The following is a 21,271-nucleotide window of genomic DNA, read 5'->3' as shown; positions in this document are numbered from 1 at the left end:
GCGCAGCGAAGAAGGGCCCCTCTTCGCTTCGGACGAGAGGGTGGGGGCAGGGTAGGGGCGAGGCCGCGTGCAGCTCAATACCCCGGGGCGTCGCCCACGCCTCATTCGCCGCTTTGGGCAACCGCACCTGAAGGGAAAAGGATCGCGTGGACCGCCGCGAGGGCCCCACCCTCGGGATCCACGCACGTGATCTGCGGGCGCTTGCGGGGACTCGCCCTTTGGATCCCCGCACACGGATGTGCGAGCCCCTGCGAAGGACTCGCAAAAAAGAAACGGCGCCTTGCGGCGCCGTTCCTGGAATATTGCATTCTCCGCGGTGACGATGCGTGCGAAACGACCTTGAACCCGGGGTTCAAGTGGGAACGCTGGGAGGCCATCGGGCTTTCCGCTGCAAGGCGGACTTGCACACCCGGCGTCGTCGCGCCCCCGTGGTCGTCATTAAGGGACAAGGCGAATGTTTGCACACGCCGTCGTTCACAGCAGAGAACGCGTGGCCATTATAGCCGCCACGCCCCGGCTGGGAAGGCCGTTCGTCGGTTGCCGGTTCCCGGGGAATTCATTTTTTCCATCGGGAGCCGCATTGGGTTTCAACGCAGTGTATCGGGCAGGTTGTCCATGCGCCGGTTCAGTTCGTCCAGCGTGCGCGCCAGTTCGCGGTTGTACTGCGCCTGCTCGTCGCGCAGTTGCTGCAGCTCGTGGGCCAGGTTGAGCGCGGCCAGCACCGCGACCCGGTCCAGCGCAGCCATCCGGTTGCTGCCGCGGATCTCGCGCATGCGCGCGTCGAGCAGGCGCGCGGCGGCGGCCAGGCTGTCGCGCTCCTCGGCAGTGACGCCGACGGTGTATTCGCGGTCGAGGATGCGGACGCTGACCGGTTCGCTGGCGTGGCTCACGTGTGCTGCTCCAGCGACTTGAGGCGGGCGATCATTCCCTCCACCCGCGAGCGCGCCTGTTCATTCTTGGCCAGCAGTTGCGAACGTTCGCCGATCAGCTGCTCCTGCTGGTGGCGCAGGCTGCGGTTCTCGTCGGCCAGGCGCTGGCTGCGTTCGACCAACGCCTCCACGCGCGCGGCCAGTGCGCGGAGCTGGGCGAGGGCGTCGGCGTTGTCCATGCGCGGAAGATAGGCGTCGGCCGGAGCGACGGTCAAGATGGCAGCGGCTCGACTTGCCCGACCAGCGGCTTGCGCCGCAGCAGGATCTCGCAGGCCTCCGGCTCGAGCGCCGGCGAGACCAGGTAGCCCTGGATCTCGTCGCAGCCGTGGCGGCGCAGGAAGTCGAGCTGGGCCGAGTCCTCCACGCCTTCGGCGACCACCTTCAGCGACAGCGCCCGCGCCATGGCGATGATGGTGCTGGTGATCGCCCGGTCGTCGGGGTCGCGGTTGAGGTCGACGATGAATTCCTGGTCGATCTTGAGCGTGTCCACCGGCAGGCGCTTGAGGTAGGCGAGCGAGGAATAGCCGGTGCCGAAGTCGTCGATCGCCAGGCCCACGCCGAGTTCGCGCAGCGCGCGCAGCGCGCCGGCATTGCCGGGCGCGTCGTCCAGGGCGGCGCTCTCGGTCAGTTCGAGTTCGAGCCGGCCGGGGGCCACGCCGGTCTCGTGCAGGATGCGCTCCAGCGTGGCGGGCAGGTGGCCATGGTCGAGCTGGACCGCCGAGATGTTGACCGACATGGCGATGTTGTCGATGCCGCGCTGAGCCCACTGCTGCAGCCGCAGGCACGCCTGGCGCAGCGCCCATTCGCCGAAGGCCACGATCAGGCCGGTCTGCTCGGCGAGCGGGATGAAGCGGTCCGGCGAGACCGAGCCGAACTCCGGGCTGTCCCAGCGCATCAAGGCCTCGAAGCCGACGATGCGGTCCTCGCGCAACGAATAGCGCGGCTGGTAGACCAGGCGCAGCTCGTCCTCGATGCGCAGGCGCCGCAGCGCATTGGTCAACAGCGCGCGCTGGCGCGCGCCTTCGTCCATGGGCGGCGAGTGGAGCCGGTAGGTGCGCCGCCCGGCGGCCTTGGCGCGGTACATCGCCGCCTCGGCGGACTCGACCAGCGGATCCGGCCGGCGGGCATGGTCGGGGAACAGGCTGATGCCGATCGAGGGGGAGATCGCCACCGCGCGCGCCTCGTCCAGCACGAACGGCCCCTCGAAACCGGCCAGCAGCCGGCGCGCGGCCTGTTCGGCTTCCTCGGCGTGGGCGAGGTCCTCGAGCACGATGGCGAACTCGTCGCCGCCGAAACGGGCGATGGTGGCCTCCCGCGGCATGGCCTGGCGCAGGCGTTCGGCCACCAGCCGCAGCACGCGGTCGCCCGCGCCATGGCCCATCGAATCGTTGATGTCCTTGAAACGGTCCAGGTCGAGGAACAGCACCGCGAGCCGCGCGCCGCGCCCGAGCGCCTGTTCCAGGCGTTCGGACAGCACGGCCCGGTTGGGCAGGCCGGTCAGCGCATCGTGCCGGGCCAGGTGCTGCATCGCCCGTTCGGTGGCCCGGTGGGCGCGGCGGTGCCCGCGCCGGGAGAGCCACAGCCAGCCCCCGACGAGGCCGGCGCAGGCCACGGCCAGCGCCGCGGTCCAGGCCGGTAGCGCCGGCATCGGCGCGGCGGACCCCACGACGACGCAGGCGGGCAACATGGGACGGGGGTCACTCTTTTGGATGGAGGCGGCAGAGTGTAGGCGCCGACGTGGAAGCCGCACAAGGCGATGGCCGGGCATGCGCAGTCCGGTCCCGGAACGGACCGCGCCGGGCCGCGGAGGACCGGCCGGGACGGCTCCTCGCGCAGTGGCGGGAGGGGGCCCGTTTCCTCCTCGTGCTCGACCCGGGGCACGCAGCGGGGCGAAGCAACGGGCCGGGCCGGTGGGTGCCGGTTGCTACACTGCGCGATCTGGGTGGAAGGACCGTCGTCCGTCCGCCATCGTCCACCGGATCGAGATTGCGGAATGACCACGAATCACCTGCCCGACGTGCTGGCCGTGCAACGCGAGAGCCAACAGTTGGGACTGGCCGCCAGCGCGGCGGAATTGCACGGCGGATTGAGCGGCTGGCTGGCCGCCGGCGGCGAGGACAGCGAGCGCTGGCCGGCGCGCATCTTCGCCGACGACAGCCTGCCCGCGCCGGCGCCGGCCGGGGCGCTCGACCAGCTGCGGCAGGCCACGTCCACCCAGTTGGAGGACCGCGACTTCGCCTTCGAGCTGTTGCTGGCGGAAGACAGCGCACCGCTGGCGGCCCGCGCCGATGCGCTGTTCGAGTGGTGCCGGGCCTTCCTGGGAAGCTTCGGCCTGGTCTCGGGCAAGCGGCCGGCGCTGTCGGAGGACGGCGAGGAGGCGCTGCGCGACCTCGCCAAGCTGGCGCAGGCGTCCAGCGCCGATTTCGACAGCACCGAGGAAGACGAGGACGCGCTGGCCGAGATCGAGGAGTTCGTGCGCGTGGCGGTGCTGTTGCTGCACAGCGATTGCGTGCTCGGCCCGCGCTACCGGCAACGCTTGAACTAAGGCCTGCCGGGAGCGGGACGGGTGCTGATGAAGAAGCTCACCGGCATCGGCGCGGCCGAGTACGCGCGCCGCCGCAGGCAGCTGATGGAGATGGCGGGCGAGCACGCGATCCTGGTGCTGCCTGCGGCTCCCGAGCGCGTGCGCAGCCACGACACGCATTATCCCTATCGCCAGGATTCCGATTTCTGGTACCTGAGCGGGTTTCCGGAGCCGGACGCGGTGCTGGTGCTGGTGCCGGGCCGCAGGCACGGCGAGGTCATCCTGTTCTGCCGCGAGCGCGACCCCGAGCGCGAGGCCTGGGATGGGCCGCGCATCGGGCAGGAGGGCGCGGTCGAGCAGTACGGCATGGACGACGCGTACCCGATCGAGGACCTGGACGACATCCTGCCGGGGCTGCTGGAAGGACGCTCGCGGGTCTACTACCACTTCGGCCGCGACGCCGACTTCGATCTCAAGCTGATCGGCTGGGTCAACCGGGTGCGTGCGCAGGTACGCCACGGCGCGCAGCCGCCGCACGAGTTCCTGGAGCTCGGGCACCTGCTGCACGAGCAGCGCCTGTTCAAGTCGCGCGACGAGATCGCCCTGATGCAGCGCGCCGCCGACATCAGCGTGCGGGCCCATCGCGTGGCGATGCGCTCGGCGCGCCCGGGCATCCATGAGTACGAACTGCAGGCGGACATCGAGCGCGAGTTCCGCGCCGCCGATGCCTGGCCGGCCTACGGCAGCATCGTCGGGGCCGGGGCCAACGCCTGCGTGCTGCACTATCGCGCCAACAACGCCCGCGTGCGCGAGGGCGAACTGGTGTTGATCGACGCCGGTGCCGAGTACCGCGGCTACGCCTCGGACATCACCCGCACGTTCCCGGTCGACGGGCGCTTCAGCAAGGAACAGCGCGCGCTGCACGACCTGGTGGTCGCGGCGCAGGCGGCGGCGCTGGAGCAGGCCCGGCCGGGCGTTCCCTACGAGGAAGGCCACCTGGCCGCGGTCGAGGTGCTGACCGAGGGGCTGCTGCGGCTGGGCCTGCTGAAGGGCGACCTGGAGGAGAACATCGTCGACGGCAGCTACAAGCGCTTCTACCGCCACAAGACCGGCCATTGGCTCGGGCTGGACGTGCACGACGTGGGCGACTACAAGCTCGCCGGCGAGTCGCGCCTGCTCGAGCCGGGCATGGCGTTCACGATCGAGCCCGGCCTGTACATCGCGCCGGACGACGCCAGCGTCGAGCCGAAGTGGCGCGGCATCGGCATCCGCATCGAGGACAACGTGGTGATCACCGAGGACGGGCACCACGTGCTGACGGCGGCGCTGGCGCGCACGGCGGAGGAGATCGAGGCGGAGATGGGGAAGGGGCGTGATTCGTGATTGGTGATTCGTGATTCGTTAAAACAACTGCCTGCAGCTGAACCGTGAAAGAGGGCCGCCCAATGCGCGGCCCTCCGCTTTTACCAATCACGAATCACGAATCACGGCCACCCTCAGGTGGCCAAGAACGCCGGCCGGGTCAGGTTCTCCGGCTCGCCGTCGGTGCACGCGACCTCGTCCTCGATGCGGATGCCGCCGTAGGGCTTGAACTGGTCCACGCGCTTCCAGTCCACGCTGGCGGCGTGGCCGGCCTTCTTCACCTCGTCGAGCAGCATGTCGATGAAGTAGAGGCCGGGCTCGATGGTCACCACCATGCCCGGCTCCAGCACGCGGGTCAGGCGCAGGTAGGGGTGGCCGGCCGGCCGCTCGATGCGGCCGCCGCGGTCGCTGGCGGCGAAGCCGGCCACGTCGTGCACCTGCAGGCCGATGCCGTGGCCGATGCCGTGCGGGAAGAACGCCGCGCTGACGCCGGTGGCCAGCGCCGCCTCGGGCGAGACGGTGATGACGCCGAACTCCTTGAGCACGCCCATCAGCGCCAGGTGCGCGTCGATGTGCAGTTGCTTGTAGTCGAAGCCGGCGCGCACCGCCCGGCCCATGGCCAGCTGCGCCTTGTCGACCGCATAGATCAGGGCCTGGAACTCGCTGCCGGTATCGGCCGCGTAGGTGCGGGTGATGTCGCTGGCGTAGCCGTGGGCGGACGCGCCCGCGTCGATCAGGAAACTGCGCAGCGACGGCGGCGCGGTGCGGTCCAGCTCGGTGTAGTGCAGCACGGCGCCATGCTCGTTGAGCGCGACGATGTTGCCGTAGGGCAGGTCGTTGGCGTCCTGGCCCACGGCGCTGCAGTACGCCATGTGGATCGCGAACTCGCTGTGGCCGGCGCGGAAGGCGGCCTCGGCGGCGCGATGGCCGCGCACCGCCAGCGCCTGCGCCTGGCGCATCAGCGCCAGCTCGTACGGCGTCTTGAAGGCGCGGTGGTACTCCAGGTAGTTCACCACGGCGTCCGGGTTGTTGGGCGCGTAGTCGCCGAGCGCGCTCTGCGGCTCGCCCAGGATCGCGCAGCGCGCGGCGTCCTTCGGCAGCAGCGCCAGCGCTTCCCGCGGCGTGCGGATGATGTGCACGTCGCAATGCTCGACCCACCAGCCGCTCGGCGCATCCGGCACCACGTGCCAGTAGTCGAAGGGCTGGTGGAAGATCACCTTCGGCCGTTCGCCCGGCGTATGCACCAGCCAGCTGTTCGGCACCCGGGTCAGCGGCACCCAGGCCTTGAACTGCGGGTTGACCGCGTACGGGTAGTCGCGATCGTCGAAGGCCTGGTAGTGCAGCGTGCCGCTGGGAACCACGAGGTGGTCGAAGCCGCCGCGCGCCAGCGCCTCGTCTGCGCGCTGCCTGAGGACGGTGAGGTGCGCCGGATACAGCGCGGCAGGGTCTTGCACGGTCATGGCGATGGCTCGTCCGGTGTTGCGGAAAGACATCGATTTTGCCGCAAGATCGCGCGAGGCGCCGCTTCGGGGCCCGTCAACGCCGTAGGGCTAGGCCCCGCCGACCCATTCGCGCAGGCGCTCGCGATGCGCATCGGAAAGCGCGACGAAGCGGAAGCCGGCCCAGGCCTGGCCGGGCGCATGCGCCGGCTCGGACCACAGCAGGTGCACGCCCGCGTCGATCTCGACCTGGCGGCCGTCGCGGTCCGGCAGGGCAAAGCGGAGCTGGTAGAGCGCATCCTCCACCAGCGGCACGGAGGCGAGCAGCAGCATGCCGCCTTCGGACAGGTTGCCGAGCCGGCCGATCGGCGCATCGGCGATGAAGTCGTGCACCGGGATCGTGCCGGTGGGCTGGCGGCGCGGCGAGCGGCGCGTGTCGTGGCTCATGCGGAGGGCTCCTGCGGCGGCGCCGGATGCGAGGGAGCGGCCAGGGACCGCAGCATGCGCACCGCGGCTTGCCAAGCGCGGTCGATGCTGCGGCTGCGCTCCTCGGTGACGATGCGCAGCCGGCCGTCCGCCATCATCCGGGCCAGGGCATCCAGCGAGTACTCGCCGGCCTTCTGCCCGCGCTGGTTGACGAACAGGGCATGGTCGGTGACCGGGCTGTACCAGGACAGGCGGCGCCGCTGCGCGGTGCCCTGCGCCGGCGCGAGGAATTCGAACCAGGTGCCGAACGGCAACGTGCGCAGCTGGTCATGGCAGGCCTGTTCGGCAGGCGTGCGCGGCGCGGCGGGCGTGGACGGGGTTCCGTCCATGCCGCCCAGGCGCGGGCGTGCCTTGAGCCGGGCGGCCAGTTCGGTGCGCGAGGTGGCGTCGTCCTGGCCTCCGGGCGTGGACAGCCGACGGGCGATCGCGGCGGCTTCGTCGGCGGGGTAGCCGACCTGCACCAGGGCCTGCTCGATCTCGCCGCCGAGCGCGGTGTCCGGCGTTCCGCCGGCGGGCCGGCACGTCGCTTCGGCAATGCGGGCGGTGAGTTTCCGCCGCTCTTCCCATTCCCCGGACGACTCGCCCTGCCGCAGCAGGGTCAGCGTCAGCACGTCCGACCAGGCCTGCCTGAGCAGGGTCTGCACGAACCGGGGCGGGCCGGCCTGCTCGCACAGGCGATCGATGCTGTCACCGGCCAGCCGCTTGGCCAGCTCCAGCCGTTCCTTGCCGCGCGCGGCCTCGACGTGGCGGCGTTCAGCCATCTCCGCCTTGCGCGCCTGCGCCTCGCGGTGCGCGTGGACTTGCCGATGGGCCTGTTCGAACACGGCGTCGTCGCCCTGGTAGCGATCGACGACCTGGTCCACGGCGCGGGCCAGTTCCTGCAGCAGTTGCGGATCGGTGTCGTCCTCGGCCAGCCAGGTCGCGCCGGATTCGGCTACGGCGTTGAGCAGCTCGCGCGCGGGATGCCGGTCGCGCACGAAGAAGGTGGGGTCGGCGAGCGCGGCGCGCGCGACCGGCACCTGCAACCGTTCCAGCAGCCCCGCCGCCGGCGAGCCGGGCTTCACTTCGCGCGCGACTTCGCCGTAGAGCAGGCCGAGCAGGTCGAAGGTGTCGTGGTCCTGCGCGGAGAGGTCCGCCTGCGGTCCGTGCGCCTCGCGCAGCATCGCGAGCAACTGCTGGCGCACGTCGCGGATGCTGCGCCCGGCTGCCGGAGGCATGGGGTGCCCGGCTTGCGAGCGTGCCTGCAGCAGGCCGAGCGCCTGGGACAGCGTGGCGGGCCGGGGCGGCGCGGGCGACGTGCCGGCGGGGGCGCTGCGGGCGACGTCGAGCCACTGTCGCAGGCGCGCGAGGTCCTGCGCATGGCGTTCGTCGCCGGTGGATGCGGGGGCCGTGGCTGGACCGCCAGGAACGGGAAGTGGCGTCCCCGCGCCCGGATGCCCGCCCAGTATCGCGCCGTGCCAGGACGCGGCCGGGCCCTGGCCGGCCCAACTGGTCGAAGGGCGCATGCCGGCGGGGGTGGATGGCGCGCCCGGCGATGCGGCATCCGGCGGACCGGCCGGGCGCCGCCGCGGCGAGCGGCGGCCCAGGTAGGGCAGGTAGACCAATCCGGGCAGCACGCCCTCGTGGGCGAGCAGCGCGTTGGCGCGTTCGAGCAGTTCGACGAGGCGGTCGCGCATCTGCGCTTCGAACGCGCGGTAGAGCAGCAGTTGGGTGCCCAGGCGCAGCCCGAGCGTTTCGCCGGCGTCGCGCAATATCCGGCACAGCGCGTGCGGGCCGATCGGTATCTGCTCGATCTCGAAGGCCGGCCGCGCGGCGAGCACGCCGAAGCGCTGCGCCAGCAACTGCAGCGAGGTGCCGCAGCGCAGCGACTCGCGCCGCGCGATGTCGTGGAGGGCGATGTCGCGGTCGATGTCGATGTGCTCGACCAGGGCCAGCGACAGTTCCGCCGGTTCGCCGGGGTCTTGCTTGCGCTCGGGGGCGGGCCGCAGCGCCAGCGCGTCGGCCAGGCCGGAGATCATCGATGTTTCGAAGCGTTCGCCCTGGCTGCGCACGCGCTGCATCTCCGCGTGGAGGTCCGCCTGCATGTGGCTGGCGGTGCGCTCGGCTTGCCGGAACAGTTCGCGCTCGAGCTCGACCATGGTCAGCTTGAGCGGGTTGGCCAGGGACTGCGCGAACCGGGCATGCAGCGCTTGCAGGATCCCGCGTGCGCGCACGGAAACCGGCGATGCAGTCCATGGATCTGCCGGGCCGATGGGCGGAGGGGATGCGGACGCTGACATCGCGGGTGACGCCGGATTTCCCTGGGAGGGGCGTTATGTAACCACGTTGCCGGGGGAGCGGCCAGCAGGCGTTTTTTCTTCGGGGAAGGGCTTAAGTTCCGGCGTTTCTTGCCGATATCGTTCGACCGGGTGAGGGAACCTCGCGGGAGGGGCTTCAGTCCTGGCGGGCCTTGCCGGCGTGGTTCGGCCTTTGCTTTTGTTCTGGAAGCAGAAGCTTTCGCCTTTTCGGGTGTGCCCATGCATGTCGCCCTTCGGGTTTCTTCCGCTGGCCCCGCCGCTGCGAATGGGCCCGGCGAGTCAAAGGCGGAGCAACGACAACGGCAAGGTCGCGAGCAACGGCAACCGCCGTTGTCTTGCTCTCCCGTCAGTCCAAGAACAGCTCGATCACGTCGTTGGTGAAGCGACGGCCCAGTTCGGTGGGCGTCCAGCGTTCGCCGGTCCCGTCCGGTTCGAGCCAGCCGCGTTCGCGGGCCTGCGCCAGCGGCGTGGCGATGGTGCTGCGGGGTAGTCCGGTGCGGGCCTCGAAGTCGGCCAGGCGGAAGCCTTCGTGCAGGCGCAGCAGGTTGAGCATGTACTCGAACGGCAGTCGCCCGGGCGGGACGATGTCGTCGCCGCCGATCGCCTGCGCGCTGCCGGCGCTGTCCAGGAACGCCTGCGGGTGTTTGTGCTTCCAGCGCCGCACTACGTGCTGCTCCGCGCCGGAGCTGATCTTGCCGTGCGCGCCGGCGCCGATGCCCAGGTAGTCGCCGAAGCGCCAGTAGTTGAGGTTGTGCGCGCACTGCCGGCCGGGACGGGCGTAGGCGCTGACTTCGTACTGGACGTAGCCGGCCTCGGCCAGCAGGCGCTGGCAGTGCTCCTGCATGTCCCAGGCCGCGTCGTCGTCGGGAATGCCTTGTGGCGGTCTGGCGTAGAAGACCGTGTTCGGCTCCAGCGTCAGCTGGTAGTGCGAGATGTGCGCCGGCGCCAGCGCGAAGGCGCGTTCGAGGTCGGCTTCGGCCTGCGCCAGGGTCTGTTCGGGCAGGGCGTACATCAGGTCGAGGTTGAGGTTGTCGTAGCCGGCGTCCTGCGCCAGCTTGACCGCGCGCTCGGCTTCGCCGCTGTCGTGGATGCGGCCCAGGCGCTTCAGCGCGCCGTCGTCGAAGCTCTGGATGCCGAAGCTGATCCGGTTCACCCCGGCGGCGAGATAGCGGTCGAAGCGGCCGTGCTCGGCGGTGCCGGGGTTGGTCTCCAGGGTGATTTCCAGGTTCGGCGCGAAACGCAGCCGCGCGCTGGCGGCCTGCAGGAAGCGGTCGATCGCCTCGGGCGGGAACAGGCTGGGCGTGCCGCCGCCGAAGAACACGCTGTTGACCACCCGGCCCCAGACCAGCGGCAGGTCGAAATCGAGGTCGCGCACCAGCGCGTCGACATAGGCGTCGAACGACAGCGCCCCCTTGGCCGCGTGCGAGTTGAAATCGCAATACGGGCACTTGCGCACGCACCAGGGCAGGTGCACGTAGAGCGAAAGCGGTGGAGGAATGAGCATGGAGGCCATGGCGGGCTGTGCGTTGCGCAGGAGCGGCTCCAGCCGCGGTGAGGTTCGCCGGGAGGGGGGCATCGCGGCTGGGGCCGCTCCTCTGCATGAGAAGGGCGGCGACGCGCGGCGGTTCAGCCCTGGAAGCGCGCCAGTTGCTCGCGCAGCTGCTCCAGCGCGCGGGCGCGGTGGCTGAGCCGGTTCTTGGTGGCGGCATCCATCTCCGCGGCGGTCATGCCGTGCTCGCGGTCGAAGAACACCGGGTTGTAGCCGAAGCCGCCGCTGCCGCGCGGTTCGAAGGTGATCTCGCCTTCCCAGCTGCCCTCGGCGATCAACGGCTGCGGGTCCTCGGGGTGGCGCAGCAGCACGATCACCGCGTAGAAGCGCGCGCCGCGCTGGCCGGCGGGCACCTCGCGCATCGCCTCCAGCAGCTTGGCGTTGTTGGCCGCGGCATCGGTCGGGGTGCCTGCATAGCGCGCGCTGTACAGCCCGGGCGCGCCGCCGAGCGCGTCGACGATCAGGCCCGAGTCGTCGGCCAGCGCCGGCAGGCCGGTGACCGCGCTGGCGTGGCGGGCCTTGATCAGCGCGTTCTCGACGAAGGTCAGGCCGGTTTCCGGCACGTCCTCCACGCCGAGTTCGCCCTGCGCGACGATCCGCAATGGCAGGTGCGCGAGCATTGCGCGCAGTTCTTCGAGCTTGCCGGCGTTGCCGCTGGCCAGTACCAGTGTCTTCATGATTTCGGTTCCAGCAGGTCCCAGGTATTGCCGTAGAGGTCGCGGAACACCGCGACCGTCGCATAGGGTTCCTCGCGCGGTTCCTCGAGGAACTCGACGCCGTGGCCGCGCATCGCCCGGTAGTCGCGCCAGAAGTCGTCGGTGTGCAGGAAGAAGCCGACCCGGCCGCCGGTCTGGTCGCCGATGCGGGCGCGCTGCGCCTCGTCGCTGGCGCGCGCGAGCAGGAGGCCGGCGCCGCGGCCGCCGGGCGGGGCGACGACGACCCAGCGCTTGCGGCCCTGGTCGAGGTCCTGCACCAGCTCGAACCCGAGCTTGCCGGTGAACCAGGCGATCGCTTCGTCGTAGTCGGCCACCACTAGGGTGACCAGGGCCAGCCGGCGGTTCATCGTGCAGAGCCCGTCATCGGGTGGGGGCGGGAAGGCCGCCAGCCGGCGTCGCGCGAATCGACCCGACGGCCCCTCAACGCCAGGGGGCGCGTCACGCAACACCCCCGGACGGCCTTCCGGATCCGATGCGATCCGCTGGAGAGCCGATGGCGGACTCTAGCGCCTGGCGCTGCAGGGCGAACAGTTCGGCGGTGCCCTTTTCGGCCAGCGCCAGCAGCGCGTCCAGTTCCTCGCGGCGGAACGCATGGCCCTCGGCGGTGCCCTGCAGTTCGATGAAGCCGCCGCCGTCGTTCATCACCACGTTCATGTCGGTGTCGCAGTCGCTGTCCTCGGCGTAGTCGAGGTCGAGCACCGGCACGCCCTTGTAGATGCCCACGGAAACCGCCGCCACCGCGCCGACGATCGGCGAGCGGTTGCCGGAGGGCGGTTTGATGTCGCGCTTGTCGATCAGCCCCTGCACGGCATCCACCAGCGCCACGTAGGCGCCGGTGATCGCCGCGGTGCGGGTGCCGCCGTCGGCCTGCAGCACGTCGCAGTCCAGGGTGATGGTGCGCTCGCCGAGCAGGCCGCGGTCCACGCACGCGCGCAGGCTGCGGCCGATCAGGCGCTGGATTTCCAGGGTGCGGCCGCCCTGCTTGCCGCGCGCGGCCTCGCGGTCGGAGCGGGTATGGGTAGCGCGCGGCAGCATGCCGTACTCGGCGGTCACCCAGCCTTCGCCCTTGCCGCGCAGGAACGCCGGCACCTTGTTCTCGACGCTGGCGGTGCACAGCACGTGGGTGTCGCCGAAGCTGACCAGCACCGAACCTTCGGCATGGCGGGTGAAGGCGCGTTCGATGCGTACGGGACGCAACTGGTCGGCCTGGCGGCCGCTGGGTCGGGAGAAGCTCATGCGAAGGTCCGGGAGTCGGGATGGAGAGTCGCCGCCGGCGCTGTTTGACCGGGCTGTCGAGCGCGCTAGGTTACCATTTGAGCTTTTCCGCCAAGGGACTGAGCATGATCCGAAGCATGACCGCCTTCGCCGGCAGCGAACGCACCACGCCCTGGGGGACCCTGGGCTGCGAGCTGCGCTCGGTGAACCATCGCTTCCTCGAGCTGGGCGTGCGCCTGCCCGAGGAACTGCGCGCGCTCGAGCCGCAGCTGCGCGAGCGCGTGGCGACACGCATCAGCCGCGGCAAGCTCGACCTGGTGGTGCGCCTGCGCGCGCCGGAAGACGGTGCCGCGCTGGCGGTCAACGAACCGATGCTGGAGCGCCTGGCCGAACTGGCGCGCCGGCTGGACGCGAAGTTCCCCGACCTGCGCGTGGAGTTCACCGAGCTGCTGCAGCTGCCCGGCGTGCTGCAGGCGCCGGCGGCCGACCCGGCCGCGCTGCAGGCGCAGGCGCTGGACGTGCTCGACGAGGTGGTCGACGGCTTCGTCGCCGCGCGCGAGCGCGAGGGCGCCAAGCTGGCGGTGGCGATCTCCGAGCGCGTGGACGCGATCGAGCGGATCGCCGGCGAGGTGCGGGCGCTGATCCCGGCCATCCGCGAGGGCCAGCGCGCCAAGCTCGCCGCGCGCCTGGCCGACCTGCCGCACCCGGTCGATGCCGGGCGCGCCGAGCAGGAGCTGGTGCTGTGGCTGCAGAAACTGGACGTGGACGAGGAGCTGGACCGCCTCGGCAGCCACATCGCCGAGATCCGCCGCGTGCTGCGCCAGGCCGAGCCGGTGGGGCGCCGGCTGGACTTCCTGCTGCAGGAGTTCAACCGCGAGGCCAACACGCTCGGCTCCAAGTCCGTGGACAGCCGCACGTCCAACGCGGCGGTCGAGCTGAAGGTGCTGATCGACCAGATCCGCGAGCAGGTGCAGAACATCGAGTAGCCGGCCCCGGCCGCCGCCGCATTTGCTCCGGCGGCCCAGGCTGGTTATCGTGCGCCGCCCCGAACCCCATCGACCCAGGGACCTGAGCGATGATGCGTGGCACCCTCTACATCGTCGCGGCGCCCTCCGGCGCCGGCAAGAGCAGCATCGTCAACGCCACGCTGGCGCGCGACCCGCAGATCGCCCTGTCGATCTCCTTCACCTCGCGCGCACCGCGCCCGGGCGAGCGCCACGCCGAGCACTACCACTTCGTCTCGGCCGCGGAGTTCGAGCGGATGATCGCCGCCGGCGACTTCTTCGAGCATGCGCTGGTGCACGGCGACTGGAAGGGCACGGCCCGCCAGTCGGTGGAGCCGCAGCTGTCGGCCGGCCGCGACGTGCTGCTGGAGATCGACTGGCAGGGCGCCCGCCAGGTGCGCGCCCAGGTGCCCGATGCGGTCAGCGTGTTCATCCTGCCGCCCTCGCGCCAGGCGCTGGAGGAGCGCATGCGCAAGCGCGGCCAGGACAGCGAGGAGGTGATCGCCCGGCGGCTGGCCGCCGCGCGCGAGGAGATGTCGCACTACGGCGAGTTCGACTACGTGATCATCAACGAGGACTTCGAGACGGCGGTGTCCGAGATGTGCTCGATCTTCGTCGCCAGCCGCCTGCGCCGGCAGGCCCAGGCCGAGCGCCACGCCGGGCTGATCCGGACGCTGCTGGCCGAATGAGAGGCTCGCCCTCATCCGCCCCTTCGGGGCACCTTCTCCCGCAAGCGGGAGAAGGGATGGGGTGCCGGAGACGGCGAGGTGCGCGCTTGCTTCGCCTTCCCTTCTCCCGCGCCCGCGGGAGAAGGGCACACCATCGGACGCGCCGGGCCGCATACTGTCCTTCCCTTCTCCCGCTTGCGGGAGAAGGTGCCCCGAAAGGGGCGGATGAGGGAACGCAACTGCCTGATCGGAAAGGAAACTGAACCGTCGCAACTTGCGATCCGGGACCGGCCGGCCGTACAATCCCCGCCCTTTCCCCATTCAGATGGCGCGACCCTGACGGTCGCCGGGAGCCCGCATGGCCCGCATTACCGTAGAAGATTGCCTGGAAGTCGTTAACAACCGTTTCGAGCTGGTCGTGATGGCGTCCAAGCGCGCCCGCCAGCTGGCCAACGGCGTGCAGCCCCTGATCGACAACAGCGAGAGCGCGGACAAGCCGACCGTGCTGGCCCTGCGCGAGATCGCCGCGCGCAAGATCGACAACGCGCTGATCGACCAGGTCGAGAAGGCCGAGCGCGAGCGCGCCGAACGCGAGGCGCTGGAGTGGGCCGCGGCCGAGGTGGTGGCCGACGAGGACATGTCCAAGAACGACGATTGACCGCGTCCCCCGGGACGATGGATCGCGTCACCCGCAGCCCGCGACCTCGCGGGCTGTTTGTTTTGCGCGGAGCCTTCCGCGAGCGCCGGCCATCCATCGCCGGAAGGCCGGATGAAGCTGCCCGCGACGGTTTTCCCGCGCTAATTGCCGTCTTCTTTCCGCTGGCATAGTCTTCCGGCATGAACCCAGGCCCTACCGCCCAGGCAGCCGTCGCCGCGCCTGCGCCCTCCGGCGCGGAGACGCCGGACTACGTCCTTCGCCTCGAGCACGCCGCCAGCTACCTGCCGAAGGAACAACTGCCGTTGCTGCACCGCGCCTGGGAAGTGGGCGCGGCCGCGCATGCCGGGCAGACCCGCAAGTCCGGCGAGCCCTACATCACCCATCCGGTCGCGGTGGCCTGCATCCTCGCCGAGCTCGGCCTGGACGTGGAGGCGCTGATCGCCGCGATCCTGCACGACACGATCGAGGACACGCCGCTGACCCGCGACGAGCTGTCGGGGGAATTCGGCGAGACCGTCGCAGAGCTGGTCGACGGCGTCACCAAGCTGGACAAGCTCAAGTTCCGCGATCGCCAGGAGGCGGCCGCCGAGAGCTTCCGCAAGATGCTGCTGGCGATGTCGCGCGACCTGCGCGTGATCATGATCAAGCTGGCCGACCGCCTGCACAACATGCGCACGCTCGGCGCGCAGAGCAACGAGGCGCGCGGCCGCATCGCGCGCGAGACGCTGGAGATCTACGCGCCGATCGCGCAGCGCCTGGGCATGAGCCTGGTCAAGTCGGAGCTGCAGAACCTCGGCTTCAAGGCGCTGTACCCGTGGCGCCACGCGATCCTGGAGAAGCACATCCGCAGCCAGCCGGTGGTGCGCCGCGAGGCGATGGCGCAGGTGGAGGTGCAACTGTCGCAACGCCTGGCCAAGGAAGGGCTCGAGCACCGCCTGGTCAGCCGGATCAAGACGCCCTGGAGCATCTACAACAAGATGCGCGAGGAGAACAAATCCTTCGACCAGGTGATGGACGTGTTCGGCTTCCGGCTGGTGGTGCGCTCGGTGGCCGACTGCTACCACGCGCTCGGCGCGGTGCACGCCACCTTCAAGCCGCTGGACGGGCGCTTCCGCGACTTCATCGCGATCCCCAAGGCCAACGGCTACCAGTCGCTGCACACGGTGCTGTTCGGGCCGTACGGCTCGCCGATCGAGGTGCAGATCCGCACCGAGGAGATGGACCTGATCGCCGAGCGGGGCGTGGCCGCGCACTGGACCTACAAGCTCGGCGCGGATTCGCCCAACAGCGCGCAGAGCCGCGCGCACGCCTGGATCGTGGAGCTGATCGAGAGCCAGCGCGCGGCGGGCTCGTCGCTGGAGTTCCTGGACAACGTCAAGGTCGACCTGTTCCCGGACGAGGTCTACCTGTTCACGCCCAAGGGCAAGATCCTGGCGCTGCCGCGCAACTCCACCGCGCTCGACTTCGCCTACGCGGTGCATACCGACGTCGGCAACAAGGCGGTGGCCTCGCGCGTGGACAAGAAGCTGATGCCGCTGCGCACCAAGCTGGCCAGCGGCCAGACCGTGGAGATCATCACCGCGCGCTCGGCCACGCCCAAGCCGCAATGGCTAGAGTTCGTGGTCAGCTCCAAGGCGCGCACCGCGATCCGCCACCAGCTCAAGCAGCTCGAGCACGAGGACGCGGTGCAGCTCGGCCACCGCATGCTCGACCGCGCGCTGGAAGCGATGGATTCCTCGCTGGAGCGGCTGCCGAAGGGGCGGCTCGACGCGTTCCTGGCCGAGCACCGCTATCCGCGCCTGGAGGCGCTGCTGGCGGACATCGCGCTCGGCAACTGGATGCCGACCCAGGCGGCACAGGCGCTGATGGCGTATGCCGAGCTGCGCGGCGGCGCGCATTCCAAGCATTCGCAGGAGAAGATCCTGATCGACGGCAGCGAGCGCGGCGTGATCAGCTTCGCCAACTGCTGCCAGCCGATCCCGGGCGACGAGATCATGGGCTACCACACCGCCGGCAAGGGCATCGTGGTGCACCGGCTGGACTGTCCGAACCTGGCCGAGCTGCGCAAGTCGCCGGAGCGCTGGGTGCCGATCGACTGGGATTCCAACGTCGGCGGCGACTACGACACCGCGCTGATCGTGGAAGTGGAGAACCGCACCGGCGTGCTGGCGCAGCTGGCCGCGGCGATCGCGCAGAGCGAGTCCAACATCGAGCGGGTGGACTACCTGGACCGCGATTTCAACGCGGCGGTGCTGCGCTTCAACATCCAGGTGCGCGACCGCCGCCACCTGGCCGAGATCATGCGCCGGCTGCGGCGGTTGCACGTGGTGCAGAGCGTGCGGCGGCAATAGGAGAAGCCGGGACTCGGGACCGGGGACCCGGGACTCGGAAAAGCGACAAGCCCGCTTCGGATCGAGTGCTGTTACGGGAGGGACTTCAGTCCCGAAGGGCTTTACCGGGAGAAGCCGGGACCCGGGACCCGGCAGAGCAACAAGCCTGCTTCGGATCGATTGCTGTTGTGGGAGGGACTTCAGTCCCGACGGGCTTTGCCGGCCCTCTGTCGGGACTGAAGTCCCTCCTACAGAAAGCAAAAAAGCAAAAAAGCTGCAAAGAAGCATCAGATCGCTTGACGGCGAAAGTCAGGCAAAGAGGCTTTTCCCGAATCCCGAATCCCGAATCCCGAATCCCGAATCCCGAATCCCGAATCCCGAATCCCGGCTTCTAGCCCTGCACGATCTTGGGCAAGGCCGGATTGTCGTTGCCCTGTTTCCAGACCATGTGCAGTTCGGCCGGTTCGGCCGGCACCAGCGGGTGTACCGGGCGGTAGACGATGCCCTCGTAGCGCAGGCCGCTGGCGGCTTCCGGCACCAGGGCCACGCCCAGGCCGCCGCGCACCAGGGCCAGCACCGAATGGATCTGGCTGACGTATTGCACGTAGTGCGGGCGGATGCCGCGCGCGCCGAACAATTGCGCGACCAGGTCGTGGAAGTAGCGCGCCTCGTCCGGGGAATACATCACGAACGGCCGAAGGTTGAAATGCTCCAGCGCCAGCTGCGGGCGCTGGGCGAGCGGGTCGCGTTCGGGCAGGGCGGCGATCAATGGTTCGCGTGCCACGCAGCGGCTGTTGAAGCCTTCGCGATGGATCGGCGGGCGCAACAGCGCCACGTCCAGGCGGCCGGCTTCGAGCGCTTCCAGTTGCGCCATGCTGACCATCTCCTTCAGTTGCAGATCGACGTCCGGCAGTTGCGCGCGCCAGCGCGCGATCGCCTCGGGCAGAAAGCGGTAGCCGGCGCCGGCGGTGAAGCCGATCGAGACCGTGCCGGCTTCGCCCAGGCCGACCCGGCGCGCGCGCAGGCTGGCGTTCTCGGCCAGGCGCAGGATCGTGCGCGCCTCGGCGAGCAGGCTGCGCCCGGCCGGGGTGAGCCGCACCGAGCGGTTGTTGCGTTCCAGCAACGCGGCACCGACGTGATGTTCGAGCATCTGGATCTGCCGGCTCAGCGGCGGCTGGGTCATGTGCAAGCGTTCGGCGGCGCGGCGGAAGTGCAGTTCTTCGGCGACGGCGACGAAGCAGCGCAACTGGTTGAGGTCGAACATCCGGGGCTCCTGCCGGCGTAGGCCAGCGGTTTCATGTTGCAGTCCAGCAAAAGCGCCTGGTTCCCGGGGCATGGGTTGCATCCGGCTGGCGTCCGCCGATGCCCGTTGCCGGGACGTGGCGAGCCGGAATGCCTGCAATGGCGCGGTTTTCGGGCAAATCCCTGGGCTTTGATACCGATAGGGTATCAGTCGATTCGATATTTGGCTTGGACGCGCATGAAAAGCGGTTCCTAGCATCGCTCCCGACTTCACACCGACGGCCCTGTACCCCCATGAGCAAGTACACCCCCACGGAAGTGGCCAAGGCGCTCGGCGCCGGATTGCTTTCCTTCCCGGTCACCCATTTCGACGCGCAGTTCGCCTTCGACGAGCCGGCCTACCGCGCCAACCTGGGGTGGCTGGCCTCGCACCCGGCCTCCGGCCTGTTCGCCGCCGGCGGCACCGGCGAGCTGTTCTCGCTGTCGCTGTCGGAGGTCGACCGGGTGGTGCGCGCCGCGGTTGCCGAGACCGCCGGGCGCATGCCGGTGATCGCCCCGGCCGGCTACGGCACCGCCATCGCGGTGGAGATGGCGCAGGCGGCCGAGCGCAACGGCGCCGACGGCATCCTGCTGTTCCCGCCGTATCTGACCGAGTGCGATGCCGCTGGCGTGGCCGACCACGTCGAGCGCGTCTGCAAGGCGACCTCGCTGGGTGTGATCGTGTACGGCCGCGCTAACGCCAGGCTCGACGACGTGGCCCTGGCGCGGGTGGCCGAGCGCTGCCCGAACCTGATCGGCTACAAGGACGGCATCGGCGACGTGGACCGCATGACCCGCATCTATGCGCGGCTGGGCGACCGCCTGCTGTACGTGGGCGGCCTGCCCACCGCCGAGACCTTCGCGCTGCCGTACCTGGAAATGGGCGTCACCACCTATTCCTCGGCGATCTTCAACTTCCTGCCGGAATGGGCGCTGCGCTTCTACGCCGCGGTGCGCGCGCGCGACCACGCGCACATCTACCGCGAACTCAATGATTTCGTGCTGCCGTACACGCTGATCCGCAACCGCCGCGCTGGCTATGCGGTGTCGATCGTCAAGGCCGGCATGCGCGCGGTCGGCCGCCCGGCCGGGCCGGTGCGCTCGCCGCTGAGCGATCTCAACGACGACGAATTCGCGCAGCTCGAGCAACTGATCGGGGACCGCCGCTGATGTCCGCGCTCACCGGCAGCCAGTGGATCGGCGGCGAGGCCGTGCGCGGCGGCAACGGCGCCTTCAAGGCGGTCGACCCGGCCACCGGCGCCGAGCTGGAGCCGGCCTTCGGCCTGGCCACGCGCGCGGACCTGGAGCGTGCCTGCGCGCTGGCCGAGGCGGCGTTCGATGGCTATCGCGAAACCTCGTTGCAGGCGCGCGCGACGTTCCTGGAAACGATCGCCGAGCGGATCGTGGCGCTGGGCGATGAACTGATCGAGCGCGCGATGGCCGAGACCGGCCTGCCGCGCGCACGCCTGGAGGGCGAGCGTGGCCGCACCGTCGGCCAGCTGCGCCTGTTCGCCGGGGTGGTGCGTGAAGGCAGCTGGCTGGAGGCGCGCATCGATCCGGCGGTCCCGGAGCGCACGCCGCTGCCGCGCAGCGATCTGCGCCAGCGCCATGTCGCGCTCGGGCCGGTGGCGGTGTTCGGCGCCAGCAATTTCCCGCTGGCATTCTCGGTGGCGGGCGGCGATACCGCTTCGGCACTGGCCGCCGGCTGTCCGGTCGTGGTCAAGGCACACAACGCGCATCCGGGCACCTCCGAACTGGTCGCGCGCGCGATCGGCGAGGCGGTACAGGTTTGCGGCTTGCCGGCGGGCGTGTTCTCGCTGCTGTTCGGCGCGGGCAACGAGATCGGCAGCGCGCTGGTGGCCGATCCGCGCATCAAGGCGGTGGGCTTCACCGGTTCGCGCAACGGCGGCACCGCGCTGATGAAGATCGCCGCGGCGCGCCGCGAGCCGATCCCGGTGTATGCCGAGATGAGCGCGATCAATCCGGTCTATCTGCTGCCGCAGGCATTGCAGGCGCGCGCCGAGGCGCTGGGCAAGGCGTTCGTCGGTTCGCTGACCCTGGGTTCGGGACAGTTCTGCACCAATCCCGGCCTGTTGCTGGCGATCGATTCGCCGGCGCTGGATGCGTTCGTCGCGGCGGCCGTGGACGCGGTCGAGGCGGCGGCGGCCGGGGTGATGCTGACGCCGGGCATCGCCGATGCCTATGCGCGCGGCGTCTCGACGCTGGCCGGGCACGCTCAGGTGCGGACATTGGCGCGCGGCCTGCAGGCCGAGGGTCCGAACCGCTGCGAGGCGGCGTGGTTCTCGACCAGCGCCGAGGCCTTCCTGGCCGACGAAGCGCTGCAGGCCGAGGTATTCGGCGCGTCGTCGCTGCTGATCCGCTGCAAGGATCAGGCGCAGTTGCTGGCGCTGAGCGAACACCTGGAAGGCCAGCTGACCGCAACCCTGCAGATGGAGTCCGGCGACGCGGCCCTGGCGCGCGCGTTGCTGCCGGTCCTGGAACGCAAGGCCGGGCGCATCCTCGCCAACGGTTGGCCGACCGGCGTGGAGGTGTGCCATGCGATGGTGCACGGTGGCCCGTATCCGGCCACGTCCGACGGCCGCACCACTTCGGTGGGCACGCTGGCGATCCGGCGCTTCCTGCGCCCGGTCTGCTACCAGGACCTGCCGCCGGACCTGCTGCCCGAGGCGCTCGCCCCCGGCAATCCGCTGGGCATCTGGCGCCGCATCGACGGGACGCTCGGCAAGGACTGAAAGGACGCTGACACGGATGTTCCGGCGGACGCGAGGAAGGGCGTGCCCGTGATCGAACAC

Annotated in this window: 18 protein-coding genes, 1 other RNA gene and 1 pseudogene; 8 read left to right on the top strand and 12 right to left on the bottom strand. The window is 70.3% G+C overall.

Features of this window, described 5'->3' with window-relative positions:
- Window positions 1–304 precede the first annotated feature (304 nt).
- The 4 genes from ssrS to FD678_RS04100 form a co-directional block, all read right to left on the bottom strand.
- A non-coding RNA gene (gene ssrS, locus FD678_RS04115) (6S RNA) lies at window positions 305–489 on the bottom strand.
- Between the two features lie 98 nt (window positions 490–587).
- A complete protein-coding gene (locus tag FD678_RS04110) occupies window positions 588–890 on the bottom strand; it encodes a cell division protein ZapA (protein WP_140719537.1) in 303 nt (100 codons plus the stop codon).
- Complete coding sequence (locus FD678_RS04105) at window positions 887–1,144, bottom strand: TIGR02449 family protein (protein ID WP_256661845.1); 258 nt, start codon at window positions 1,142–1,144, stop codon at window positions 887–889. Before FD678_RS04105 ends, FD678_RS04110 begins: the two co-directional genes overlap by 4 nt.
- Entirely contained in the window at window positions 1,141–2,616 is a 1,476-nt protein-coding gene (locus FD678_RS04100; protein ID WP_218569483.1) for a putative bifunctional diguanylate cyclase/phosphodiesterase, read from the bottom strand. The genes FD678_RS04105 and FD678_RS04100 overlap by 4 nt, the downstream gene beginning before the upstream one ends.
- 306 nt (window positions 2,617–2,922) lie before the next feature.
- Between FD678_RS04100 and FD678_RS04095 the strand changes: the two genes are divergently transcribed.
- Together FD678_RS04095 and pepP are read left to right on the top strand one after the other, a co-directional pair.
- Window positions 2,923–3,474 (top strand): YecA/YgfB family protein, encoded by a 552-nt coding sequence (locus tag FD678_RS04095; protein WP_140719533.1) that lies wholly within the window; start codon window positions 2,923–2,925, stop codon window positions 3,472–3,474.
- A 27-nt stretch (window positions 3,475–3,501) separates the two neighbouring features.
- Window positions 3,502–4,836, top strand: coding sequence for a Xaa-Pro aminopeptidase (gene pepP / locus FD678_RS04090; protein WP_140719531.1), 1,335 nt, complete (start codon window positions 3,502–3,504; stop codon window positions 4,834–4,836).
- 113 nt (window positions 4,837–4,949) lie between these two features.
- Here the strand turns inward: pepP and pepQ are convergent, their stop codons facing one another.
- From pepQ to rph, 7 genes and pseudogenes are all read right to left on the bottom strand, one after another.
- On the bottom strand, window positions 4,950–6,275 hold the full coding sequence (gene pepQ, locus FD678_RS04085; protein WP_140719529.1) for a Xaa-Pro dipeptidase: 1,326 nt from the start codon (window positions 6,273–6,275) through the stop codon (window positions 4,950–4,952).
- A 90-nt stretch (window positions 6,276–6,365) separates the two neighbouring features.
- On the bottom strand, window positions 6,366–6,701 hold the full coding sequence (locus FD678_RS04080) for a PilZ domain-containing protein (protein WP_140719527.1): 336 nt from the start codon (window positions 6,699–6,701) through the stop codon (window positions 6,366–6,368).
- On the bottom strand, window positions 6,698–8,953 hold the full coding sequence (locus FD678_RS04075) for a DUF1631 domain-containing protein (RefSeq protein WP_218569482.1): 2,256 nt from the start codon (window positions 8,951–8,953) through the stop codon (window positions 6,698–6,700). The genes FD678_RS04080 and FD678_RS04075 overlap by 4 nt, the downstream gene beginning before the upstream one ends.
- Before the next feature lie 430 nt (window positions 8,954–9,383).
- On the bottom strand, window positions 9,384–10,550 hold the full coding sequence (gene hemW, locus FD678_RS04070) for a radical SAM family heme chaperone HemW (RefSeq protein ID WP_140719523.1): 1,167 nt from the start codon (window positions 10,548–10,550) through the stop codon (window positions 9,384–9,386).
- A 113-nt stretch (window positions 10,551–10,663) separates the two neighbouring features.
- A complete protein-coding gene (gene rdgB / locus FD678_RS04065; RefSeq protein ID WP_177497553.1) occupies window positions 10,664–11,263 on the bottom strand; it encodes an RdgB/HAM1 family non-canonical purine NTP pyrophosphatase in 600 nt (199 codons plus the stop codon).
- On the bottom strand, window positions 11,260–11,649 hold the full coding sequence (locus FD678_RS04060) for a VOC family protein (RefSeq protein ID WP_140719519.1): 390 nt from the start codon (window positions 11,647–11,649) through the stop codon (window positions 11,260–11,262). The genes rdgB and FD678_RS04060 overlap by 4 nt, the downstream gene beginning before the upstream one ends.
- 151 nt (window positions 11,650–11,800) lie before the next feature.
- Window positions 11,801–12,538 (bottom strand): annotated as a pseudogene (gene rph, locus FD678_RS04055) (ribonuclease PH); the annotation flags it as partial.
- 116 nt (window positions 12,539–12,654) lie between these two features.
- Between rph and FD678_RS04050 the strand changes: the two are divergent.
- The 4 genes from FD678_RS04050 to FD678_RS04035 all read left to right on the top strand — a co-directional run bounded on the left by FD678_RS04050 (window position 12,655) and on the right by FD678_RS04035 (window position 17,198).
- Entirely contained in the window at window positions 12,655–13,503 is an 849-nt protein-coding gene (locus tag FD678_RS04050) for a YicC/YloC family endoribonuclease (RefSeq protein WP_218569480.1), read from the top strand.
- A 92-nt stretch (window positions 13,504–13,595) separates the two neighbouring features.
- Window positions 13,596–14,210: a guanylate kinase gene (gene gmk / locus FD678_RS04045; protein ID WP_140719967.1), complete on the top strand. Its 615-nt coding sequence runs from the start codon at window positions 13,596–13,598 to the stop codon at window positions 14,208–14,210.
- Between the two features lie 337 nt (window positions 14,211–14,547).
- Window positions 14,548–14,847 (top strand): DNA-directed RNA polymerase subunit omega, encoded by a 300-nt coding sequence (gene rpoZ, locus FD678_RS04040; protein WP_140719512.1) that lies wholly within the window; start codon window positions 14,548–14,550, stop codon window positions 14,845–14,847.
- 179 nt (window positions 14,848–15,026) lie between these two features.
- On the top strand, window positions 15,027–17,198 hold the full coding sequence (locus tag FD678_RS04035; protein WP_140719510.1) for a RelA/SpoT family protein: 2,172 nt from the start codon (window positions 15,027–15,029) through the stop codon (window positions 17,196–17,198).
- Window positions 17,199–17,568: 370 nt separating this feature from the next.
- Here FD678_RS04035 and FD678_RS04030 read toward each other — a convergent pair whose 3' ends face one another.
- Window positions 17,569–18,441 (bottom strand): LysR substrate-binding domain-containing protein, encoded by an 873-nt coding sequence (locus tag FD678_RS04030; protein WP_140719508.1) that lies wholly within the window; start codon window positions 18,439–18,441, stop codon window positions 17,569–17,571.
- A gap of 272 nt (window positions 18,442–18,713) precedes the next feature.
- Here FD678_RS04030 and kdgD point away from each other — a divergent pair, with 272 nt between their 5' ends.
- A complete protein-coding gene (kdgD, locus tag FD678_RS04025; RefSeq protein ID WP_140719506.1) occupies window positions 18,714–19,628 on the top strand; it encodes a 5-dehydro-4-deoxyglucarate dehydratase in 915 nt (304 codons plus the stop codon).
- Window positions 19,628–21,211: an aldehyde dehydrogenase (NADP(+)) gene (locus FD678_RS04020; RefSeq protein WP_140719504.1), complete on the top strand. Its 1,584-nt coding sequence runs from the start codon at window positions 19,628–19,630 to the stop codon at window positions 21,209–21,211. The genes kdgD and FD678_RS04020 overlap by 1 nt, the downstream gene beginning before the upstream one ends.
- Window positions 21,212–21,271: the final 60 nt, after the last annotated feature.

This window comes from Pseudomonas sp. Hp2 (genome assembly GCF_006386585.1).
GTDB classification, from domain to species: domain Bacteria; phylum Pseudomonadota; class Gammaproteobacteria; order Xanthomonadales; family Xanthomonadaceae; genus Pseudomonas_S; species Pseudomonas_S boreopolis.
This window is presented reverse-complemented; position numbering and strand designations above follow the sequence as displayed.